Origin of the sequence: Pseudomonas veronii (genome assembly GCF_002028325.1) — a bacterium.
Lineage (GTDB): Bacteria > Pseudomonadota > Gammaproteobacteria > Pseudomonadales > Pseudomonadaceae > Aquipseudomonas > Aquipseudomonas veronii.
In genome coordinates, this window is sequence record NZ_CP018420.1 from 4949066 (window position 1) to 4965579 (window position 16514).

A 16514-nucleotide genomic window follows, 5' to 3' on the forward strand; every position below is an offset into this window, starting at 1 on the left:
CCGTCAAACCACGCTGGCCGAACGCAGGCTTGAATCCGTGGGTAACCCGGCAGGACGCCGGGTTAGCCGTCCTGGGCCAGGGATGGCCCATGACGGCGGCCCACGGATTCAAGCCTGCGTTCGGGCACACCGAGCCTAGGCGAGGTGCCGAGTGGTGGGGCAAGAGCCCTTTGGTTACTTTGGGGCTTTTCCAAAGTGACCCGCCGTAAGGGCGGAACCCATAGCAGCCGTTACCAAAGAAACGGATATGTACTCAACCCAAAAAAATGGTCGGCCCAGAGGCCGCCATCGGGGGCAAGCCCCCTCCCACATTTGGAGCGAGGTGAGCCCAATTTCGAGCGAGGTGAGCCCATTGGATATCTACCCGCTGTAAGACCGCCAGCAAACCAGCTCCCACAGATGGAGCCATGCACACCCGAAGAACGCCCACACGGAGAACAATAAAAAATGATCTTCACCCAGGAACACCAGGCACTGCGCCGCACCGTCCGCGCCTTCGTCGACCGCGAGATCAACCCCCACGTCGACGAATGGGAAAAAGCCGGCCGCTTCCCCATCCACGATATCTTGCGCAAGGCCGGCGACCTCGGCCTGCTGGGCATCTCCAAACCCGAACAATTCGGCGGCATGGGCCTGGACTACAGCTACTCCATCGTCGCCGCCGAAGAATTCGGCAGCATCCGCTGCGGCGGCATCCCCATGTCCATCGGCGTACAGACCGACATGTGTACCCCCGCCCTCGCCCGCTTCGGCTGCGACGCACTGCGCGAAGAATTCCTGCGCCCGGCGATCAGCGGCGCGCAAGTCGGTTGCATCGGCGTCTCGGAAGCCGGCGCCGGTTCCGATGTGGCCGGGCTGAAGACCCAGGCACGCAAGGACGGCGACGACTACGTGATCGACGGCAGCAAAATGTGGATCACCAACTCGCCGAGCGCCGACTTCATGTGCCTGCTGGCCAACACCTCCGACGACAAGCCGCACCTCAACAAGTCGCTGATCATGGTGCCGATGAACACACCGGGGATCAGCGTCAGCCCGCCCTTGGAAAAACTCGGCATGCACAGCTCCGAGACCGCCCAGGTGTTCTTCGACGGCGTGCGTGTGCCGCAACGCAACCGCATCGGCCATGAAGGCACGGGGTTCATGATGCAGATGCTGCAATTCCAGGAAGAACGCCTGTTTGGCGCGGCCAATATGATCAAGGGCCTGGAGTCCTGCATCGACAGCACGATCGAATACTGCAAGGAGCGCCAGACCTTCGGCAAAGCGCTGATCGACAATCAGGTGATTCACTTTCGCCTGGCCGAACTGGCCACCGAAATCGAATGCCTGCGCGCCCTGGTCTACCAGGCCACCGAGCAGTACATCAAAGGCCAGGACGTGACGCGCCTGGCCTCCATGGCCAAGCTCAAGGCCGGGCGGCTGGGCCGCGAAGTCAGCGACAGTTGCCTGCAATACTGGGGCGGCATGGGCTTTATGTGGGACAACCCGGTGGCCCGCGCCTATCGCGATATGCGCCTGGTGTCGATTGGCGGCGGCGCCGACGAAATCATGCTGGGCATCATCTGCAAACTGATGGGCACCCTGCCGGGGAAAAAACCATGAACACCCTGCTGCTCGAACCCCATAACGGGGTGCTGCACATCACCCTCAACCGTCCGCAAAGCCGCAACGCGATGAGCCTGGAGATGGTCAATGAACTGCGCGCGGTGCTGGCGCAGTTGGACGATCAGGTGCGCGCGCTGGTGATCAGCGGCGCGGCCGGGCATTTCTGTGCCGGGGCGGACGTGAAAGACCTGCTCGGCGCCAGCGACAAGGCGCAATTGCAGGCGCTGAACCGCGCGTTCGGCACCTTGCTGCAGGAAGTTGAAGCCGTGCCCCAAGTGGTGATCGTGGTGCTGCAAGGCGCGGTGCTGGGCGGTGGCTTTGGTTTGGCGTGCGTCAGTGATATTGCGCTGGCTGATCACCAGGCGCAGTTCGGCTTGCCCGAGACCAGCCTGGGCTTGCTGCCGGCGCAGATCGCGCCGTTTGTGGTCAAGCGCATCGGTCTGACGCACGCGCGCCGGCTGGCGCTGACGGCGGCGCGGTTCGACGGGGTCGAGGCTGAGCGCTTGGGCGTGGTGCATTTTGTCGAGCGTGATCCGCAGGCGTTGGCCGAACGCCTGGATGAAGTGCTGGGCCAGGTATTGCGTTGCGCGCCGGCGGCGAATGGGCGGACCAAGGCCTTGCTGCTGGCCAGCGCGGAGCAACCGCTGGGGCCGTTGCTGGATCAGGCCGCCGCGTGGTTCGCCGAGGCGGCGACGGGCGAAGAAGGGATCGAAGGCACCCAGGCCTTTGTGCAACAGCGCAAGCCACGGTGGGCCGAATGAACAAGATCCTGATCGCCAACCGCGGCGAAATCGCCTGCCGCATCCAGCGCACCGCCCAGGCCTTGGGCTATCGCACCGTAGCGGTCTACAGCGACGCCGACGCCCAGGCTGCGCACGTGCAGATGGCCGACGAAGCCGTGAATATCGGCCCGGCGCCGGTGCAGCAGTCCTACCTGAATATCCCGGCGATTCTCAGCGCAGCCCAACGCACGGGTGCCGACGCGGTCCACCCCGGCTACGGCTTTCTCTCTGAAAACCCCGATTTCGCCCGCGCCTGCATAAACGCCGGGCTGACCTTTATCGGCCCCAGCGTCGAGGCCATCGAACTGATGGGCAGCAAGCGCCGGTCCAAACTCGCCATGCTCGAGGCCGGTGTCCCGTGCATCGCCGGCTACCAAGGCAGCGCCCAGGACGACGCCACGTTGCAAATAGAAGCTGAACGCATCGGCTTCCCGCTGATGATCAAGGCCAGTGCCGGCGGCGGCGGCCGAGGTATGCGCCTGGTGCATCAGCGCGAACACCTGCAAGAGCAACTGCGCAGCGCCCGCTCCGAAGCCCTGAATGCGTTCGGCAGTGACGAACTGATCCTGGAACAGGCGCTGATCGAGCCGCGCCACGTCGAAATCCAGCTGTTCGGCGACAGCCACGGCAACCTGATCCACCTCGGCGAACGCGACTGCTCGGTCCAGCGCCGCCATCAGAAAATCATTGAAGAGGCGCCCTGCCCGGTGATGACCCCGGCCCTGCGCCAGGCCATGGGCGACGCGGCGCTGAAGGCCGGGCGTGCGGTGAATTACGTCGGCGCCGGCACGGTGGAGTTCCTGCTCGACCGCGACGGCCGGTTCTACTTCCTGGAGATGAACACTCGCCTGCAAGTCGAACACCCAGTCACCGAACTGATCAGCGGCCTCGATCTGGTCGACTGGCAACTGCAAATTGCCGCCGGCCAACCGCTGCCGTTACAGCAAGCGCAGGTCAGCCTCAGCGGCCACGCCATGGAAGTGCGCCTGTACGCCGAAGACCCGGCCCAGGGCTTTCTGCCGCAAACCGGTGCGGTGTTGCGCTGGGAACCGGCCGCGGGCGTGCGGGTCGACCACGGCGTTCTCGAAGGCCAGCGCATCAGCCCGTTCTATGACCCGCTGCTCGGCAAGATCGTCGCCCATGGCGCCACCCGCGAGGAGGCGCGGCGCAAGCTGCTGCGCGCCGTGGAGGACACGGTGCTGCTGGGCATGGCGAGCAACCAGCAGCTGTTGACCGACCTGCTCAAGCACCCGAAGTTTATCCACGGCGACTTCAGCACCGCGTTGATCGCCGAACACTTCAGCGAGATCCGTCGCCCCCGCGCATCCGCCGAACAGTTGGCCCTGGCCGCCGTGCTGTTTTATCAACACAGCGCTCAGGCCCATGCCCCGGCCTTATCGGGGTGGCGTAACGGCGCTGACGTGCCGTGGAGCTATCAGTTGGCCGTCGACGATGCGGTCCAGGACATCACGGTCAGCGTCCTCGCCGACCATCACCTGCAGGCCAACGGCATCGACATCCGCCACCTCAGCAGCGACGGCCGCTGGGCCACCGCAGTGATCAACGGCATCCGCCGCCGCAGTGCCTACCACCTCGACGGTGCCCAGCTGTGGCTACCGGGCGTGAGCGTGACCAACCGCAACCACCACGTTGCCAACCGCCAGCCCCCAACCGGCGGCGGCAGGGTCGAGGCGCCGATGGACGGCGCCATCGTCGATGTGCGCGTGCGCGCCGGTGAACGCGTCACTCAGGGGCAACTGCTGCTGGTGCTCGAAGCGATGAAAATGGAGCATCCGCTGAAGGCCGGCATCGACGGTGTGGTCAAGGCCGTGCAGGTCATGGCCGGCGATCAGGTGCGCAATCGCCAGGTGTTGCTGGAGATCGAATAAAGCCTGGGCGGAACTACGCGGCCGGGCTACGCTCTATCCCCATCAGGACGGGAAGAGTACGGGAACCTGCACGATGCCTCATTGGCTGATTATTGACCTTGAAGCCACAACGGATGACGGCGGCTGGCCCGTGACGGAGATGGAAGTCATCGAGATCGGCGCAAGCCTGGTCAACCGCCAGGGCCGCGAGTTGGATCATTTCCAGCGTTTTGTGCGACCGCAGCGGCGTCCATTGCTGACGCCCTTCTGCCGCAAGCTGACCCATATCACCCAGGCGAACATGGACAGCGCCGCGCCTTTCGGCGAAGTGTGGGCGCTGTTCGAGCGCTGGCTGGGCCAGCATCAGGCACACCTGGAAGGTTGGGCCAGCTGGGGCGACTACGATCGCCAGCAGCTCGAGCTGGAGTGGCAGCGCCATGGCCTGAGCAGCGCGCTGGCCCAAACGCCCCATATCAACCTCAAGCAACGCTTTGCCAAGGCCAGGCGCCTGGACAAGCCAACGGGGCTCAATAGCGCCCTGCAATTGGCGGGAATGCAGTTCAATGGCCAGCAACACCGGGCGCTGGAAGATGCGCGCAACACCGCACGCCTGTTACCGCTGATTTTGCCGGTCTAGGCAGCTCCCTTGCCCTTGGGCATACTGGCCGACCTTTCCAGACCCTTTTTCCGAGGATTCGCCCATGTTTAAAGTCAACGAGTACTTCGACGGCACCGTCAAGTCGATCGCTTTCGGCACCGCAGAAGGTCCGGCGACCATCGGCGTCATGGCCCCGGGTGAATACGAATTCGGCACCGCCCAGCGTGAAATCATGCACGTGGTATCCGGCGCCCTGACCGTCAAGCTGCCCGACAGCAGCACCTGGGAAACCTTCGCCGCCGGCAGCCTGTTCCACGTTCCGGCCAACAGCAAGTTCCAGCTGAAGGTCGCCGTGGACACCGCTTACCTGTGCGAATACCGCGGCTAAGCAATTCCCGCGCGAAAAAAATGCCCGTCTCGCAGGAGACGGGCATTTTTTTGGGGGACGCATTATTCGAGGACAGTCACCGGCATGCCCACTTCCAGGCGGCCCACGCCATCGTTGACCAGGTTCTGGCCGAACATCGCGCCGTCTTCGGTCTTGCGATAGGCCTCCAGCGTCACGAAGGGTTCGCGGTCGGCACTGCGCTCGCCGGTCTGCGGGTCGATGGTGGTCAGAATGCAGCGTGAGCACGGCTTGACCACACGAAACTCGACATCGCCGATGCGCAGGCGTTTCCAGCCGTCTTCGGCGAACGCATCGCCACCGTCGATCACCAGGTTGGGGCGAAAGCGCAGCATTTCCATGGGCCGACCGACGTGCCGGGACAGGTCGTCCAGGGAGGCCTGGCCGATCAGCAGCAACGGGTAACCGTCGGCGAACGCGACCTGATCATCGTCCTTGCCATAACCGGCTTGTGTGGTGCGCGCGCGCTCCAGCGGGATGTGGACCAACCGCGTCGGCTTGCCGATAAAGTCGCTGACCCAGGCGGCGGCGGCATCGCCGGCATCCGGCACGCGCAAGGTGTCGCGCCAGATGGTCACACCGCGCAGTTCAGCCTCGCTGCCGGGCAACGCCACGTCCAGCGCTGCGTAGCCAGGCGAACTGAGGGTCAGGCCACCGCTGCGGTTCCACAGCGCCGACAGCTGGCTCATCGTCGCCACGGCGCGCTGCGTCAAAAAACGCCCGCTGGCTTCGTCCACCAGCATCCAGCGTCGATCGCCATCCAACCCGAGCTTGTCCAGGCCGATCTGCTGCAACGTTTCGGCCTTGCCGGATTTCAAAGGGTAACGGTACAGCGCGCTGAGACGGAGCATGAGCCTGCATTCCTGAGGGGCAAAACCGTCACCCTAAGGTCAAGCCGGCGCTTCGTCCAGCATCAGTCGCTGACGCACCACATCCACCAGCTTGTCCGGCTGGAATTTGGACAGGAAGTTATCGCACCCGACCTTCTTCACCATCGACTCGTTGAAACTGCCCGACAGCGAGGTGTGCAGCACCACGTACAGCTCACGCAGGCGTGGGTCATTGCGGATCTCGGTGGTCAGGCGGTAGCCGTCCATCTCAGGCATTTCGGCGTCGGTGAAGATCATCAGCAATTTGTCGGTCATCACCTGGCCGCTGTCGGCCCAGGCCTTGAGCATGTTCAGCGCCTTGAGGCCGTCACTGGCGATGTGCATCTTCACGCCCAACTGGCCCAGGGTGTCGCGCAACTGCGACAGCGCGACATTGGAGTCGTCCACCAGCAGCACTTCACGGCCACGGGCGCGCTCCAGTATCGGGTCATCGAGTTTATCGCGGGAGACCTTGGCGTTGTATGGCACGATCTCGGCGAGGACTTTTTCCACGTCGATGATTTCCACCAACTGGTCATCGACCTTGCTGATGGCCGTGAGGTAGTGCTGGCGCCCGGCGCTGGTCGGCGGCGGCAGGATGGCTTCCCAGTTCATGTTGACGATGCGATCGACGCCGCCCACCAGGAACGCCTGCACCGAGCGGTTGTACTCGGTGACGATGATGGTGCTGTTGGGCCCCGGCACCAGCGGGCGCATGCCGATGGCCTGGGACAGGTCGATCACCGGCAGGGTCTGGCCCCGCAGGTTGACCACGCCGCACACAAACGGGTGGCGCTGAGGCATCAGGGTCAGCTTGGGCAGTTGCAAGACCTCCTGCACCTTGAACACGTTGATCGCGAACAGCTGCCGCCCGGCCAGGCGAAACATGAGAATCTCCAGGCGATTCTCACCCACCAATTGTGTGCGTTGATCTACCGTGTCGAGAATGCCGGCCATTAAAAGCTCCTGATATGCGCGCAGGTCGCGCTAAGGGATTATGCGGTTCGCTAAGCTTGTTATCGGCGGCAAGCGCCAGACCTTGACCCCTGTAAAATGCCACGCAAATCCATTGATGTCACACTGACATCATGCTTTACTGCACAGGCCTCTTCATTGGGCAGAATAGCAACATTGCGCGACATTCAAATCGGCGCAAGGTTCCGCTGCGTAAGGGATTCCCCTAGGCACAATCAGGCCCAACCTGATATTCGCGATATCTAATTGCCATTAATGTGACGCCATTCTCATTGCATGAATGGAGTCAGGCTTTTGTTTGCCATCGTAAGCCCAAGGTCCGCGGGCCTTCCAGACACTCACCTGTCGGCAATCGAAGTTGCGCAATCGGCCCCGATGACGAGGGCAGTGCGCGCCTCGCATGATCATTCAAATAAACGTCCTACTAAAGTCTCAGAAGCGCCCTACAGATTTCAGTCATCTTTCAGCGGTAGTTTTACGCTATTCACGCAGTGCGACATCTCATCGCCCGACCGTATGCTGTGGAGACTTGCATGATGAATAGCGCGAACGAGTGGCAAACCACACTTCCCGAATTCCTGCTAGAGGCCGAAAAGCTGCTGAGAAAGTCGGAAGAGTGCTTGAGCCATCTGCATTTGATTCGTAATGACAGCGATGCCATCGACTGCATGAAATTCAGCCTCACGGCGCTCGCCGAAAAAGCCGATGACCTGGCTCTGCAGGCGATCAGCGAGTTCTCGCGACATATCCAAGACCTGATTGCCAACGCGCAGAGCCCTTTGCAACTGCACGATCAGGCCCTCGATGCCTTGAACAACTGCCTGACGTTACTGGCGTGGCAGCTGGAGTTGATCGACACCCGCACCGGTGAGTTGAGCCTGGATGAAAGTGAACAAACCTCACTGATTGCGACGGTCACTCTCCAGATCCCGCAGAAGGACTTCACCAATAAGCCGCAACAGCGTCTGCACCACGTTTCATGAATGACTGCGCCGTTAAGCACTAAGGTGTCGCTTTCACCCAGCGTCTTGCCCAAAAACGACAAGAATAACTAATGTGCCCTGCAATAAGTGGCGACAACCAAGTTGCCCGCGCTATAAAGCCAATCCATACCAAATAACCGCCAACATATAACTATTCTTAATAGGCATGCCCCCACACCGTGCAAATGACGCCTGGCGACCAACGGTAAGCAAAGTGGTACCATGCCGCCCTCGAAGTGACCTAACGTCATGATGCATAAAACGTGAAAAGCATCCGCTATGTACGCCAGCCTCAAGTCACTCCTCGTCAAATCCGCTTCCCGCAGCAATGCCCGTCGACTGGTTCTCGTGTTGTGCCTGTGCTCACTGCTGCTGGGGCTGTGGGCCTACGCTCGCTCCACGCCCTTGCCATTGATGGTGTTACTGATCAACGTGGCCACCCTGGTGCTGGTGGGCCTGCGGCAGTGGAACTCACGTAAATCGATCAAGTTCCAACCCCAGGAACTGGCCGATCGCCTGTTGCAAGTCCAGGAAAACGAGCGGCACCGCCTCAGCCGAGAGCTGCACGACGATATCGGTCAATTGCTCACCGCCGCCAAGCTGCAAAGCGAATGGCTCAAGCGCCGCCTGCCGGAAGACCTGCAGGGCCAATGCACAGTGCTGTGCAACACCCTGAACGAGACCTTGGCCAAGGTGCGCGACGTGTCCGCCATTCTCAACCCGCGTCAGTTGGCCAGCCTGGGCCTGGAAGCCAGCCTGCGCGCGCACCTGCTCAAGACCCTGGGAAACACCTCGATTCATTGGAGCCTGGAATGCCAGCAACGGCTGACCGGCATTCCCGAAGAAATGGCCGTGGCCGCTTTTCGCATCACCCAGGAAGCGGTGACCAACATGCTGCGCCATGCCCAGGCGCAAAACCTGCTGGTTCGCCTGCAACGCCTGCCCCAGGGCCTGTCGCTGTTTATCAGTGATGACGGCCAGGGCTTTTCGCCCGCCAGCAACCCAGGCCTGGAAGGCCAACGGGGCATGGCGGGCATGTCCGAGCGGATTGATCAACTGGGGGGCACCTTGTCCGTCAGCAGCCAGCCAGGCAAAGGCACGCGGATCGACGCACTTTTCCCCTGGGCGCCGCGCGCCCTCGAACGGGCCAGTCCCCTGAAGGTTCTCGAGTGACCCGCACTTTACTCCTGGTGGATGACCACGCACTGATCAGGGCCGGCGTCCGCGCGCTGGTCCTGGACATTCCCGGCTACACGGTGATTGGCGAAGCCAGCGATGGCGCGCAGGTGCTGGAAACATTCAGCGCCCTGCTGCCGGATATCGTGCTGCTGGACCTGTCGATGAAACACACCGGCGGCCTGGATGCGTTGCACCAGCTCAAGACGGCCTACCCCAAAAGCAAGGTGCTGATCCTGTCGATGCACACCGACCCGGAGCTGATCATGCGAGCCCTGGAGGCCGGCGCCCATGGCTACCTGCTCAAGGACACCAGCGCCAACGAACTGGAGCAGGCACTGCTGGCGCTGAGCAATGACGAGCGCTACCTGAGCCCGGCGATTGCCCACACCGTGATCAGCCAGGCGCTGGTACGCAATCAGGCCCCGTCCTCCCCGGTCGTCCACAACCACAACCTCACCGCTCGCCAGTTGGAAATCCTGCGCCTGGTGGTGCGTGGCAAATCCACCCGGGAAATCGCCCACGGCCTCGGGTTGAGCATCAAGACCGTGGAAGCCCACCGCTCGCAAATCATGAAGCGCCTGCAGATATTCGATGTGGCGGGCCTGGTGTTATTTGCCGTGCGCGAGCAGATCATCAGCCTGGACGACTAAGGGCGAACCCGGCGGCAGATGGACGCGCAGGGCCTTGGGCACGACCTCGAAATGCAGGTCATCGCCTTGCAGCGGTTCGCCATCCAGGTTGATATACAAACCTTGCGCGACCTTGATCTTGACCCACGGCAGGCGCGCGCGGACAAACATGGTGTCCAGGCCCCAGCCATTCTTCATCAGTTCACGCAGGGTGCCGACCACTTCCTGGGGGGCCGGCAAAATGCTGATGTCCAGCAGCCCATCGTCCGCCAGTGCGTCGGGACACAGCACATGCCCACCGCCTGCCTGGCGGCCGTTGCCGATGCCCAGCGCGAGCAGCTCGCCTTTCCAATGGAAATCCGGGCCTTCCAGCTCGCCATACGCGGCCTTCAACTCACTGAAGCGCGACAAGCCGGTGAACAGATAGGCCGCGCCGCCCAGCACTTTCTTCAGTTCTTCGGAGGTATTGGCGGTGACCTGGCTGCCGAAGCCGCCAGTGGCCATGTTGAGGAATACTTGCCCGCCGACGCGGCCGAGATCGATCGCCCTGGCCGGCACATCCAGCAACGCCAGGGCCTGATCGGGCTGCAGCGGCACACCGGCGGCGCGGGCAAAATCATTGGCGGTGCCCAACGGCATCAGCACCAGGCTCGCGTCGGTCCCGGCCTGGGCCATCGCCTCGGCCACATCGCGCAAGGTGCCGTCACCGCCGCCGGCAATGATGTGCGTGTACCCGCCGTCCAGGGCCTCGTTGACCAGCCGCTGCGCGTCGCCGCCCTCCCATGTCACCCGCACCGCCAGCTCCCAGCCCTGCTCACGCCGAGCCAGCACGGCAGCGCGCACGTCCTCGTTGAGGGCTTGCTTGCCGTGGAGGATCAACAGGGCTTTGTGGGTGGTCATGGGGGGAGCTCTCCTGGGGTCAAAGGTGCTTGAAGGATGTTGACCTTTGAGGAGATAAAAAAAGCCATCGGGTTTGCAATTTAATTGGCCAGGGGCGACGCCAGGCTGCTTTCCTGTAAGCGCGGGCAAGCCAGCGCCTACAGTTGGATCGCTAGATACCCATCAGCGCGCAATCAGCTTTTGTGCAACTTACTCATCAACTGCGCCTCAGCCTGGGTCAAGCCGCACGACTGCGTCAGCTCATCCACGGTCGCGCCCATGCCAACCAGCTTCGCCGCCTGGGCAAAAGACAGGCTGGAGGGATCACGCTGTTCAATCTGCGCCAGCTTGTCCGGCAACGGCCCGAGGATCGCGCGCAGTTCATGCACCTCATCCCCGACCCGCACCGCACTTTGCTGGAAGTGATCGACGCGCTTGGCCAACTCCACCACGCGCCGGTCACGCACGGCATCGCGTTCGGCCTGTTGCACCACCCACTCGCGTTGCTGGCGCACATAGCGCAGCAAAAACGCCAACGTCCCGGCCCACAACAGGGCCAGGACGATCACCGCTGCTTCAAGGAACAATCAGATGTTCTCCAGATCCGACCATTCTTCTTCGCTCATCATTTTGTCCAGCTCGACCAGAATCAGCAGTTCGCCGTTCTTGTTGCAGACGCCCTGGATGAACTTGGCCGACTCTTCGTTACCCACGTTCGGCGCGGTTTCCACTTCCGATTGGCGCAGGTAAACCACTTCGGCCACGCTGTCGACCATGATCCCGACCACTTGCTTGTCGGCCTCGATGATGACGATGCGGGTGTTGTCATTGACTTCGGTCGGTATCAGACCGAAACGCTGGCGGGTGTCGATCACCGTCACCACGTTGCCGCGCAGGTTGATGATGCCCAGCACGTAGCTTGGCGCACCCGGAACCGGAGCGATTTCGGTGTAGCGCAGCACTTCCTGCACGCGCATGACGTTGATGCCGTAGGACTCGTTGTCCAGTTTGAAGGTAACCCATTGCAGGATCGGATCATCCAAACCTTGTGCGGACGCTGACTTATTCATACCCCTGACCCCTTCAAATGCCGTTGGACACGGCGTGTGTGCTTCTTTGGCCGCACAACCGTGCGGCCGATCTTGTTCAATTAACTGCGTTGCTGGCCCGGCATCGACTTGACCGCGCCGCTGGCGATCAACTCGGCCAGTTCGGCGACGTCGAGCAACGCGCACATGTGTTCGATCACGGTGCCCGCCAACCAAGGGCGCTGGCCCCGTTGGCTGCGCCATTTGATTTCATTCGGGTCCAGGCGCAACGAGCGGCTGACTTGATGCACGGCCAGCCCCCACTCGTAGCCTTGCACCGAAATCACGTATTGCAAGCCCTGGCGGAAATCATCGCGGTAGCGGTCGGGCATCACCCAGCGCGCGGTGTCCAGCACCTTGAGGTTGCCGGCCTGGCTGGGCAGGATGCCGAGGAACCACTCCGGTTGCCCGAACAGCGGTGTCAGCTCCTGGCCTTCCAGGGAATAGATCGAGCCCAGGCACACCAGCGGCACCGCCAGGGTCAACCCGGCGACGTCGAACAGCAGGCATTCGAACGGCTCGGCGGCCCACGCCGGGCGGCCGTCGCCGGTGACCGGCGGCGGCGTGATGCTCGGCGGCAGGTGGACTTCAACCACCGGCTCGACCACCACCGGTGCGACCGGCACAGGCGCAACCACTACAGGCGCAACCACGACCGGTGGACTCGGCACCATCACCTGCGCATCACGCGCCTGTTCTTCCAGCACCGCCAACTGGAATTCATCCAGTGTGCTTTGTGCGTCTACGGCGGGTTCGAGGACCAGCAGCGGTTCCGGCAGTTCTTCCTCGGTCGCGTCCTGCAGCAAGGCATCCAGGTAGGATTCCAGTGCCAGTTGCGGCCGCGTCTTGACCTTGAGTTCGACAGGACGGTTCATCACGCCACCTGCGCCACAAGCTGTTGCGACAGCAGGTGCTTGAGCAGCGCGCGGTACGCCAGCACGCCGCGACTTTTACCGTCGAACTGCGAAGGGGTCAGGCCGGCGCGGCTGGCGTCGCGCAGGCGCGTGTCCACCGGGATATAGCCCTGCCAGATGGTGTCCGGGTAGGCATCGCGCAGTACGCGCAAGGTGCCGAGGGACGCCTGGGTGCGGCGGTCGAACAACGTCGGCACGATGCTGAACGGCAGCGCCTGTTTGCGTGAGCGGTTGATCATCGCCAGGGTGCTGACCATGCGTTCCAGGCCCTTGACCGCGAGGTGCTCGGTCTGCACCGGGATCACCAACTGCTGGCTGGCCGCCAAGGCGTTGACCATCAGCACGCCGAGCAACGGCGGGCTGTCGATGATCGCGTAGTCGAAGTCCTGCCACAGTTGCGCCAGGGTCTTGGCGATCACCAGGCCCAGGCCGCTCTGCCCCGGCGACTGGCGCTCAAGGGTGGCCAGGGCGGTGCTCGACGGCAGCAGGGAAATGCTTTCATTGCTGGTGGGCAGCAGCAGTTGCCCGGGCAGATCGCTCGGCACGCTGCCCTTGTGCAGGAACAAGTCGTAGCAGCTGTGCTCCAGCGCGTCCGGGTCGTAGCCGAAATAGCTGGTCATCGAGCCGTGGGGGTCCAGGTCGACCACGACCACGCGCTTGCCCGCCTCGGCCAGCAAGCCGGCTAAGGCGATGGAGGTGGTGGTCTTGCCGACTCCACCTTTTTGATTGGCAACTGCCCAGACTCTCATTCGGTTGATTCCTCCCGGCGGGCACAGGCGCGACCGAGACAGTGCATAGGTTATTGAGCCGGTGACGGAGAATTGACGGAGCTTTGCCGTACCGGCGGCTTTGCAAGGGCCGGTGCAGTTTGTGTGCCAGCCCGCTTCAATGCCGCGTCCGGGGTTGCATTTGCCGTGCCGGTGCCGGTCAGGCTGCGGCGCACATCCAGGTTGCGCGAGACCACCAGCACCACCCGGCGGTTGCGGGCGCGGCCTTCCGCCGTGGCGTTATTGGCCACCGGCTGGAACTCGCCGTAGCCGACCGACGCCAGGCGACCGGGGTTCACGCCCTGCATCGCGAGCATCCGCACGATGCTCGCCGCCCGGGCCGACGACAGCTCCCAGTTGGTCGGGTACTGCGCGGTACTGATGGGGATATTGTCGGTGAAGCCTTCGACGTGGATCGGGTTTTCAAACGGCTTGAGGATCGCCGCCACCTTGTCGATGATGGTGAACGCCTGGTCGCTGGGCATGGCATCGGCGCTGGCGAATAGCAGGCTCGAATTGAGCTCGATCTCCACCCACAACTCATTGCCGCGCACGGTCATCTGGTTGGAGCTGATCAAGTCGCCGAACGCGGCGCTGATATCGTCGGCGATGCTTTTCAGCGGGTCGCCGGTGCCGCCCATGCCGGCGGAGGTCTCATCGCTGTCGTTGACCAGCGGCTTGGCCGGGGTCACGGTCTTGGGCCGCTCTTCGCCGATCGGGATCGGCTTGAGCGAACGATCGGCGTCGTTGAACACGCCGATCAGCGCTTGGGAAATGACTTTGTACTTGCCTTCGTTGATCGACGAGATGGAGTACATCACCACGAAAAACGCGAACAGCAAGGTGATGAAGTCCGCGTAGGACACCAGCCAGCGTTCATGGTTGACGTGTTCTTCAGGCTCGCGACGGCGACGGCTCACAGACGATTACCTCCGCAAAACGAATCACCTGCAGGAGCGGGCTTGCTCGCGAAAAATCCGAGAGCAACGCGTTCATCCAAGATGCCCGCGTCATCGTTGACGATTTTCGCGAACAAGCTCGCTCCTACACGTTTCATGTACATCAATCCATGAAGCCCTGGAGCTTCAATTCGATGGAGCGCGGGTTCTCGCCCTCGGCAATCGACAGGATGCCTTCGAGCAACATTTCACGGTAACGCGACTGGCGCAGGGCAATCGACTTGAGCTTGCTGGCCACCGGCAACAGCACCAGGTTGGCACTCGCCACACCGTAGATGGTGGCGACAAACGCCACGGCAATGCCGCTGCCCAGTTGCGACGGATCGGCGAGGTTGCCCATCACGTGGATCAGGCCCATCACCGCACCGATGATGCCGATGGTCGGCGCGTAGCCGCCCATGCTTTCAAAGACTTTGGCGGCGTTGATATCGCGGCTTTCCTGGGTGTAGAAATCCACTTCCAGGATGCTGCGAATCGCCTCCGGCTCGGCGCCGTCCACCAGCAATTGCAGGCCTTTGCGCGCGTAGCTGTCGGGCTCGGCATCGGCCACGCCTTCCAGGCCCAGCAGGCCTTCCTTGCGTGCGGTGAGGCTCCAGTTGACCACGCGGTCGATGCCGCCGGCCAGATCGACGCGCGGCGGGAAAATAATCCAGATCAGGATCTGCATGGCACGCTTGAACGAACTCAAGGGCGACTGCAGCAATGCCGCGCCGACGGTGCCACCGATCACGATCAGCGCCGCCGGGCCGTTGGCCAGGGCGCCGAGGTGCCCGCCTTCGAGGTAGTTGCCGCCGATGATCGCGACAAACGCCATGGTGATACCGATCAGACTCAGTACATCCATCAGAGGCAGGCCTCCACCAAATGCCTGCCGATATCGTCCAGGCTGTAGATCGCGTCGGCCAGCTCAGCCTTGACGATGGCCATCGGCATGCCATAAATCACGCAACTGGCTTCGTCCTGGGCCCAGATCGCACTGCCGCCCTGCTTGAGCAGGCGCGCGCCTTCGCGACCGTCGGCGCCCATGCCGGTGAGCACCACCGCCAGAACTTTGTCGCCGTAGGACTTGGCTGCCGAACCGAAGGTGATATCCACGCAGGGTTTGTAGTTGAGGCGCTCATCGCCCGGCAGGATTTTGATCGCGCCACGGCCATCGACCATCATCTGCTTGCCCCCAGGCGCCAGCAGCGCCAGGCCAGGACGCAGGATGTCGCCATCCTCGGCTTCCTTGACGCTGATGCGGCACAGCTTGTCCAGGCGCTCGGCGAAGGCCTTGGTGAACGCGGCGGGCATGTGCTGGATCAGCACGATCGGCGCCGGGAAGTTGGCCGGCAGTTGGGTCAAGACCCGTTGCAGGGCAACCGGGCCGCCGGTCGAAGTACCAATGGCAACCAGCTTGTAGGCCTTGCGTTTCGGCGCCGGCGAATGGGCGCTTGGCGCAGGTGCCCGCACGGTTGCCGCGGCAGGCCGGGCAACCGCTGCCGGCGCCGGGCGACCGAACGCCGTGCTGGTGGGCGCCGCCGGAGCCGCGACCGGCGCAGGCGCCGGGGCGCTGAACAGGCTGCGACGGTTGCTGCGCGAAATGCTGTGGACCTTCTCGCACAGCATCTGCTTGACCTTCTCGGGGTTGCGCGAGATGTCTTCGAAATTCTTCGGCAGGAAGTCCACCGCACCGGCGTCCAGCGCATCCAGGGTGACCCGGGCGCCTTCGTGGGTCAGCGAGGAGAACATCAATACCGGGGTCGGACAGCGCTGCATGATGTGTCGGACTGCGGTGATGCCATCCATCATCGGCATCTCGTAGTCCATGGTGATCACGTCCGGCTTCAACGCAATGGCTTGATCAATCGCCTCTTTACCGTTGGTGGCCGTGCCGACCACCTGGATCGTTGGATCGGCGGAAAGAATTTCCGAGACGCGGCGGCGGAAGAAACCCGAATCGTCCACCACCAGGACCTTGACTACCATAAACACTCCGTTAGGCGGGGCAGGCAATACCGCCCTGCCCCA

Annotated in this window: 18 protein-coding genes; 8 read left to right on the plus strand and 10 right to left on the minus strand. The window is 62.8% G+C overall.

Going from position 1 to position 16514, the window contains the following annotated elements; translation table 11 throughout:
• The first annotated feature begins 447 nt into the window (after nucleotides 1-447).
• The 5 genes from atuD to ppnP all read left to right on the plus strand — a co-directional run bounded on the left by atuD (nucleotide 448) and on the right by ppnP (nucleotide 5244).
• Nucleotides 448-1605 (plus strand): citronellyl-CoA dehydrogenase, encoded by a 1158-nt coding sequence (gene atuD / locus PverR02_RS22480; protein WP_079444442.1) that lies wholly within the window; start codon nucleotides 448-450, stop codon nucleotides 1603-1605.
• Nucleotides 1602-2369, plus strand: a complete 768-nt coding sequence (locus PverR02_RS22485) for an enoyl-CoA hydratase/isomerase family protein (RefSeq protein WP_079444443.1) — start codon at nucleotides 1602-1604, stop codon at nucleotides 2367-2369. The genes atuD and PverR02_RS22485 overlap by 4 nt, the downstream gene beginning before the upstream one ends.
• Entirely contained in the window at nucleotides 2366-4279 is a 1914-nt protein-coding gene (locus PverR02_RS22490) for an acetyl/propionyl/methylcrotonyl-CoA carboxylase subunit alpha (protein WP_079444444.1), read from the plus strand. The genes PverR02_RS22485 and PverR02_RS22490 overlap by 4 nt, the downstream gene beginning before the upstream one ends.
• A 73-nt stretch (nucleotides 4280-4352) precedes the next feature.
• Nucleotides 4353-4895, plus strand: coding sequence for an exonuclease domain-containing protein (locus PverR02_RS22495; RefSeq protein ID WP_079444445.1), 543 nt, complete (start codon nucleotides 4353-4355; stop codon nucleotides 4893-4895).
• A gap of 64 nt (nucleotides 4896-4959) precedes the next feature.
• Nucleotides 4960-5244 (plus strand): pyrimidine/purine nucleoside phosphorylase, encoded by a 285-nt coding sequence (gene ppnP, locus PverR02_RS22500; RefSeq protein ID WP_017849400.1) that lies wholly within the window; start codon nucleotides 4960-4962, stop codon nucleotides 5242-5244.
• Between the two features lie 62 nt (nucleotides 5245-5306).
• Here the strand turns inward: ppnP and PverR02_RS22505 are convergent, their stop codons facing one another.
• Together PverR02_RS22505 and PverR02_RS22510 are read right to left on the minus strand one after the other, a co-directional pair.
• Nucleotides 5307-6113 carry an MOSC domain-containing protein gene (locus tag PverR02_RS22505; protein WP_046382533.1) on the minus strand — a complete coding sequence of 269 codons (807 nt, stop codon included), beginning with the start codon at nucleotides 6111-6113 and terminating at the stop codon, nucleotides 5307-5309.
• Between the two features lie 39 nt (nucleotides 6114-6152).
• Entirely contained in the window at nucleotides 6153-7088 is a 936-nt protein-coding gene (locus PverR02_RS22510; protein WP_046382532.1) for a chemotaxis protein CheV, read from the minus strand.
• A gap of 551 nt (nucleotides 7089-7639) precedes the next feature.
• Here PverR02_RS22510 and PverR02_RS22515 point away from each other — a divergent pair.
• The 3 genes from PverR02_RS22515 to PverR02_RS22525 all read left to right on the plus strand — a co-directional run bounded on the left by PverR02_RS22515 (nucleotide 7640) and on the right by PverR02_RS22525 (nucleotide 9918).
• The gene (locus tag PverR02_RS22515) at nucleotides 7640-8089 is read left to right on the plus strand and encodes a hypothetical protein (RefSeq protein ID WP_169865368.1); all 450 of its coding nucleotides are present in this window, start codon (nucleotides 7640-7642) and stop codon (nucleotides 8087-8089) included.
• A 279-nt stretch (nucleotides 8090-8368) separates the two neighbouring features.
• Nucleotides 8369-9262 (plus strand): sensor histidine kinase, encoded by an 894-nt coding sequence (locus tag PverR02_RS22520; RefSeq protein WP_046382531.1) that lies wholly within the window; start codon nucleotides 8369-8371, stop codon nucleotides 9260-9262.
• On the plus strand, nucleotides 9259-9918 hold the full coding sequence (locus PverR02_RS22525) for a response regulator transcription factor (protein ID WP_017849395.1): 660 nt from the start codon (nucleotides 9259-9261) through the stop codon (nucleotides 9916-9918). The genes PverR02_RS22520 and PverR02_RS22525 overlap by 4 nt, the downstream gene beginning before the upstream one ends.
• On the opposite strand, the gene yegS is transcribed toward PverR02_RS22525, so the two are convergent.
• From yegS to PverR02_RS22565, 8 genes are all read right to left on the minus strand, one after another.
• A complete protein-coding gene (gene yegS / locus PverR02_RS22530; protein WP_079444446.1) occupies nucleotides 9877-10797 on the minus strand; it encodes a lipid kinase YegS in 921 nt (306 codons plus the stop codon). The two genes, PverR02_RS22525 and yegS, sit on opposite strands and share 42 nt — an antisense overlap.
• Before the next feature lie 173 nt (nucleotides 10798-10970).
• Nucleotides 10971-11363 (minus strand): DUF2802 domain-containing protein, encoded by a 393-nt coding sequence (locus tag PverR02_RS22535; RefSeq protein ID WP_046382529.1) that lies wholly within the window; start codon nucleotides 11361-11363, stop codon nucleotides 10971-10973.
• Complete coding sequence (locus PverR02_RS22540; protein WP_017849392.1) at nucleotides 11364-11846, minus strand: chemotaxis protein CheW; 483 nt, start codon at nucleotides 11844-11846, stop codon at nucleotides 11364-11366. It abuts the gene before it with no gap.
• An 80-nt stretch (nucleotides 11847-11926) separates the two neighbouring features.
• On the minus strand, nucleotides 11927-12739 hold the full coding sequence (locus tag PverR02_RS22545) for a CheW domain-containing protein (protein WP_017849391.1): 813 nt from the start codon (nucleotides 12737-12739) through the stop codon (nucleotides 11927-11929).
• Nucleotides 12739-13527, minus strand: coding sequence for a ParA family protein (locus PverR02_RS22550; protein WP_017849390.1), 789 nt, complete (start codon nucleotides 13525-13527; stop codon nucleotides 12739-12741). The genes PverR02_RS22545 and PverR02_RS22550 overlap by 1 nt, the downstream gene beginning before the upstream one ends.
• A 50-nt stretch (nucleotides 13528-13577) precedes the next feature.
• Nucleotides 13578-14465, minus strand: coding sequence for a flagellar motor protein MotD (motD, locus tag PverR02_RS22555; RefSeq protein ID WP_017849389.1), 888 nt, complete (start codon nucleotides 14463-14465; stop codon nucleotides 13578-13580).
• 142 nt (nucleotides 14466-14607) lie between these two features.
• Nucleotides 14608-15348 (minus strand): flagellar motor protein, encoded by a 741-nt coding sequence (locus PverR02_RS22560; protein ID WP_017849387.1) that lies wholly within the window; start codon nucleotides 15346-15348, stop codon nucleotides 14608-14610.
• Nucleotides 15348-16472, minus strand: a complete 1125-nt coding sequence (locus tag PverR02_RS22565) for a protein-glutamate methylesterase/protein-glutamine glutaminase (protein WP_079444447.1) — start codon at nucleotides 16470-16472, stop codon at nucleotides 15348-15350. Before PverR02_RS22565 ends, PverR02_RS22560 begins: the two co-directional genes overlap by 1 nt.
• Nucleotides 16473-16514: the final 42 nt, after the last annotated feature.

Bases quoted from the DNA above. Each gene is read 5' to 3' on its own strand.
- PverR02_RS22545 (WP_017849391.1), bottom strand. From the start codon at position 12,739: ATGAACCGTCCTGTCGAACTCAAGGTCAAGACGCGGCCGCAACTGGCA.
- atuD (WP_079444442.1), top strand. From the start codon at position 448: ATGATCTTCACCCAGGAACACCAGGCACTGCGCCGCACCGTCCGCGCC.
- ppnP (WP_017849400.1), top strand. From the start codon at position 4,960: ATGTTTAAAGTCAACGAGTACTTCGACGGCACCGTCAAGTCGATCGCT.
- PverR02_RS22515 (WP_169865368.1), top strand. From the start codon at position 7,640: ATGATGAATAGCGCGAACGAGTGGCAAACCACACTTCCCGAATTCCTG.
- PverR02_RS22550 (WP_017849390.1), bottom strand. From the start codon at position 13,527: ATGAGAGTCTGGGCAGTTGCCAATCAAAAAGGTGGAGTCGGCAAGACC.
- yegS (WP_079444446.1), bottom strand. From the start codon at position 10,797: ATGACCACCCACAAAGCCCTGTTGATCCTCCACGGCAAGCAAGCCCTC.
- PverR02_RS22495 (WP_079444445.1), top strand. From the start codon at position 4,353: ATGCCTCATTGGCTGATTATTGACCTTGAAGCCACAACGGATGACGGC.
- PverR02_RS22490 (WP_079444444.1), top strand. From the start codon at position 2,366: ATGAACAAGATCCTGATCGCCAACCGCGGCGAAATCGCCTGCCGCATC.
- PverR02_RS22520 (WP_046382531.1), top strand. From the start codon at position 8,369: ATGTACGCCAGCCTCAAGTCACTCCTCGTCAAATCCGCTTCCCGCAGC.
- PverR02_RS22510 (WP_046382532.1), bottom strand. From the start codon at position 7,088: ATGGCCGGCATTCTCGACACGGTAGATCAACGCACACAATTGGTGGGT.
- PverR02_RS22485 (WP_079444443.1), top strand. From the start codon at position 1,602: ATGAACACCCTGCTGCTCGAACCCCATAACGGGGTGCTGCACATCACC.
- PverR02_RS22560 (WP_017849387.1), bottom strand. From the start codon at position 15,348: ATGGATGTACTGAGTCTGATCGGTATCACCATGGCGTTTGTCGCGATC.
- PverR02_RS22565 (WP_079444447.1), bottom strand. From the start codon at position 16,472: ATGGTAGTCAAGGTCCTGGTGGTGGACGATTCGGGTTTCTTCCGCCGC.
- PverR02_RS22505 (WP_046382533.1), bottom strand. From the start codon at position 6,113: ATGCTCCGTCTCAGCGCGCTGTACCGTTACCCTTTGAAATCCGGCAAG.
- PverR02_RS22540 (WP_017849392.1), bottom strand. From the start codon at position 11,846: ATGAATAAGTCAGCGTCCGCACAAGGTTTGGATGATCCGATCCTGCAA.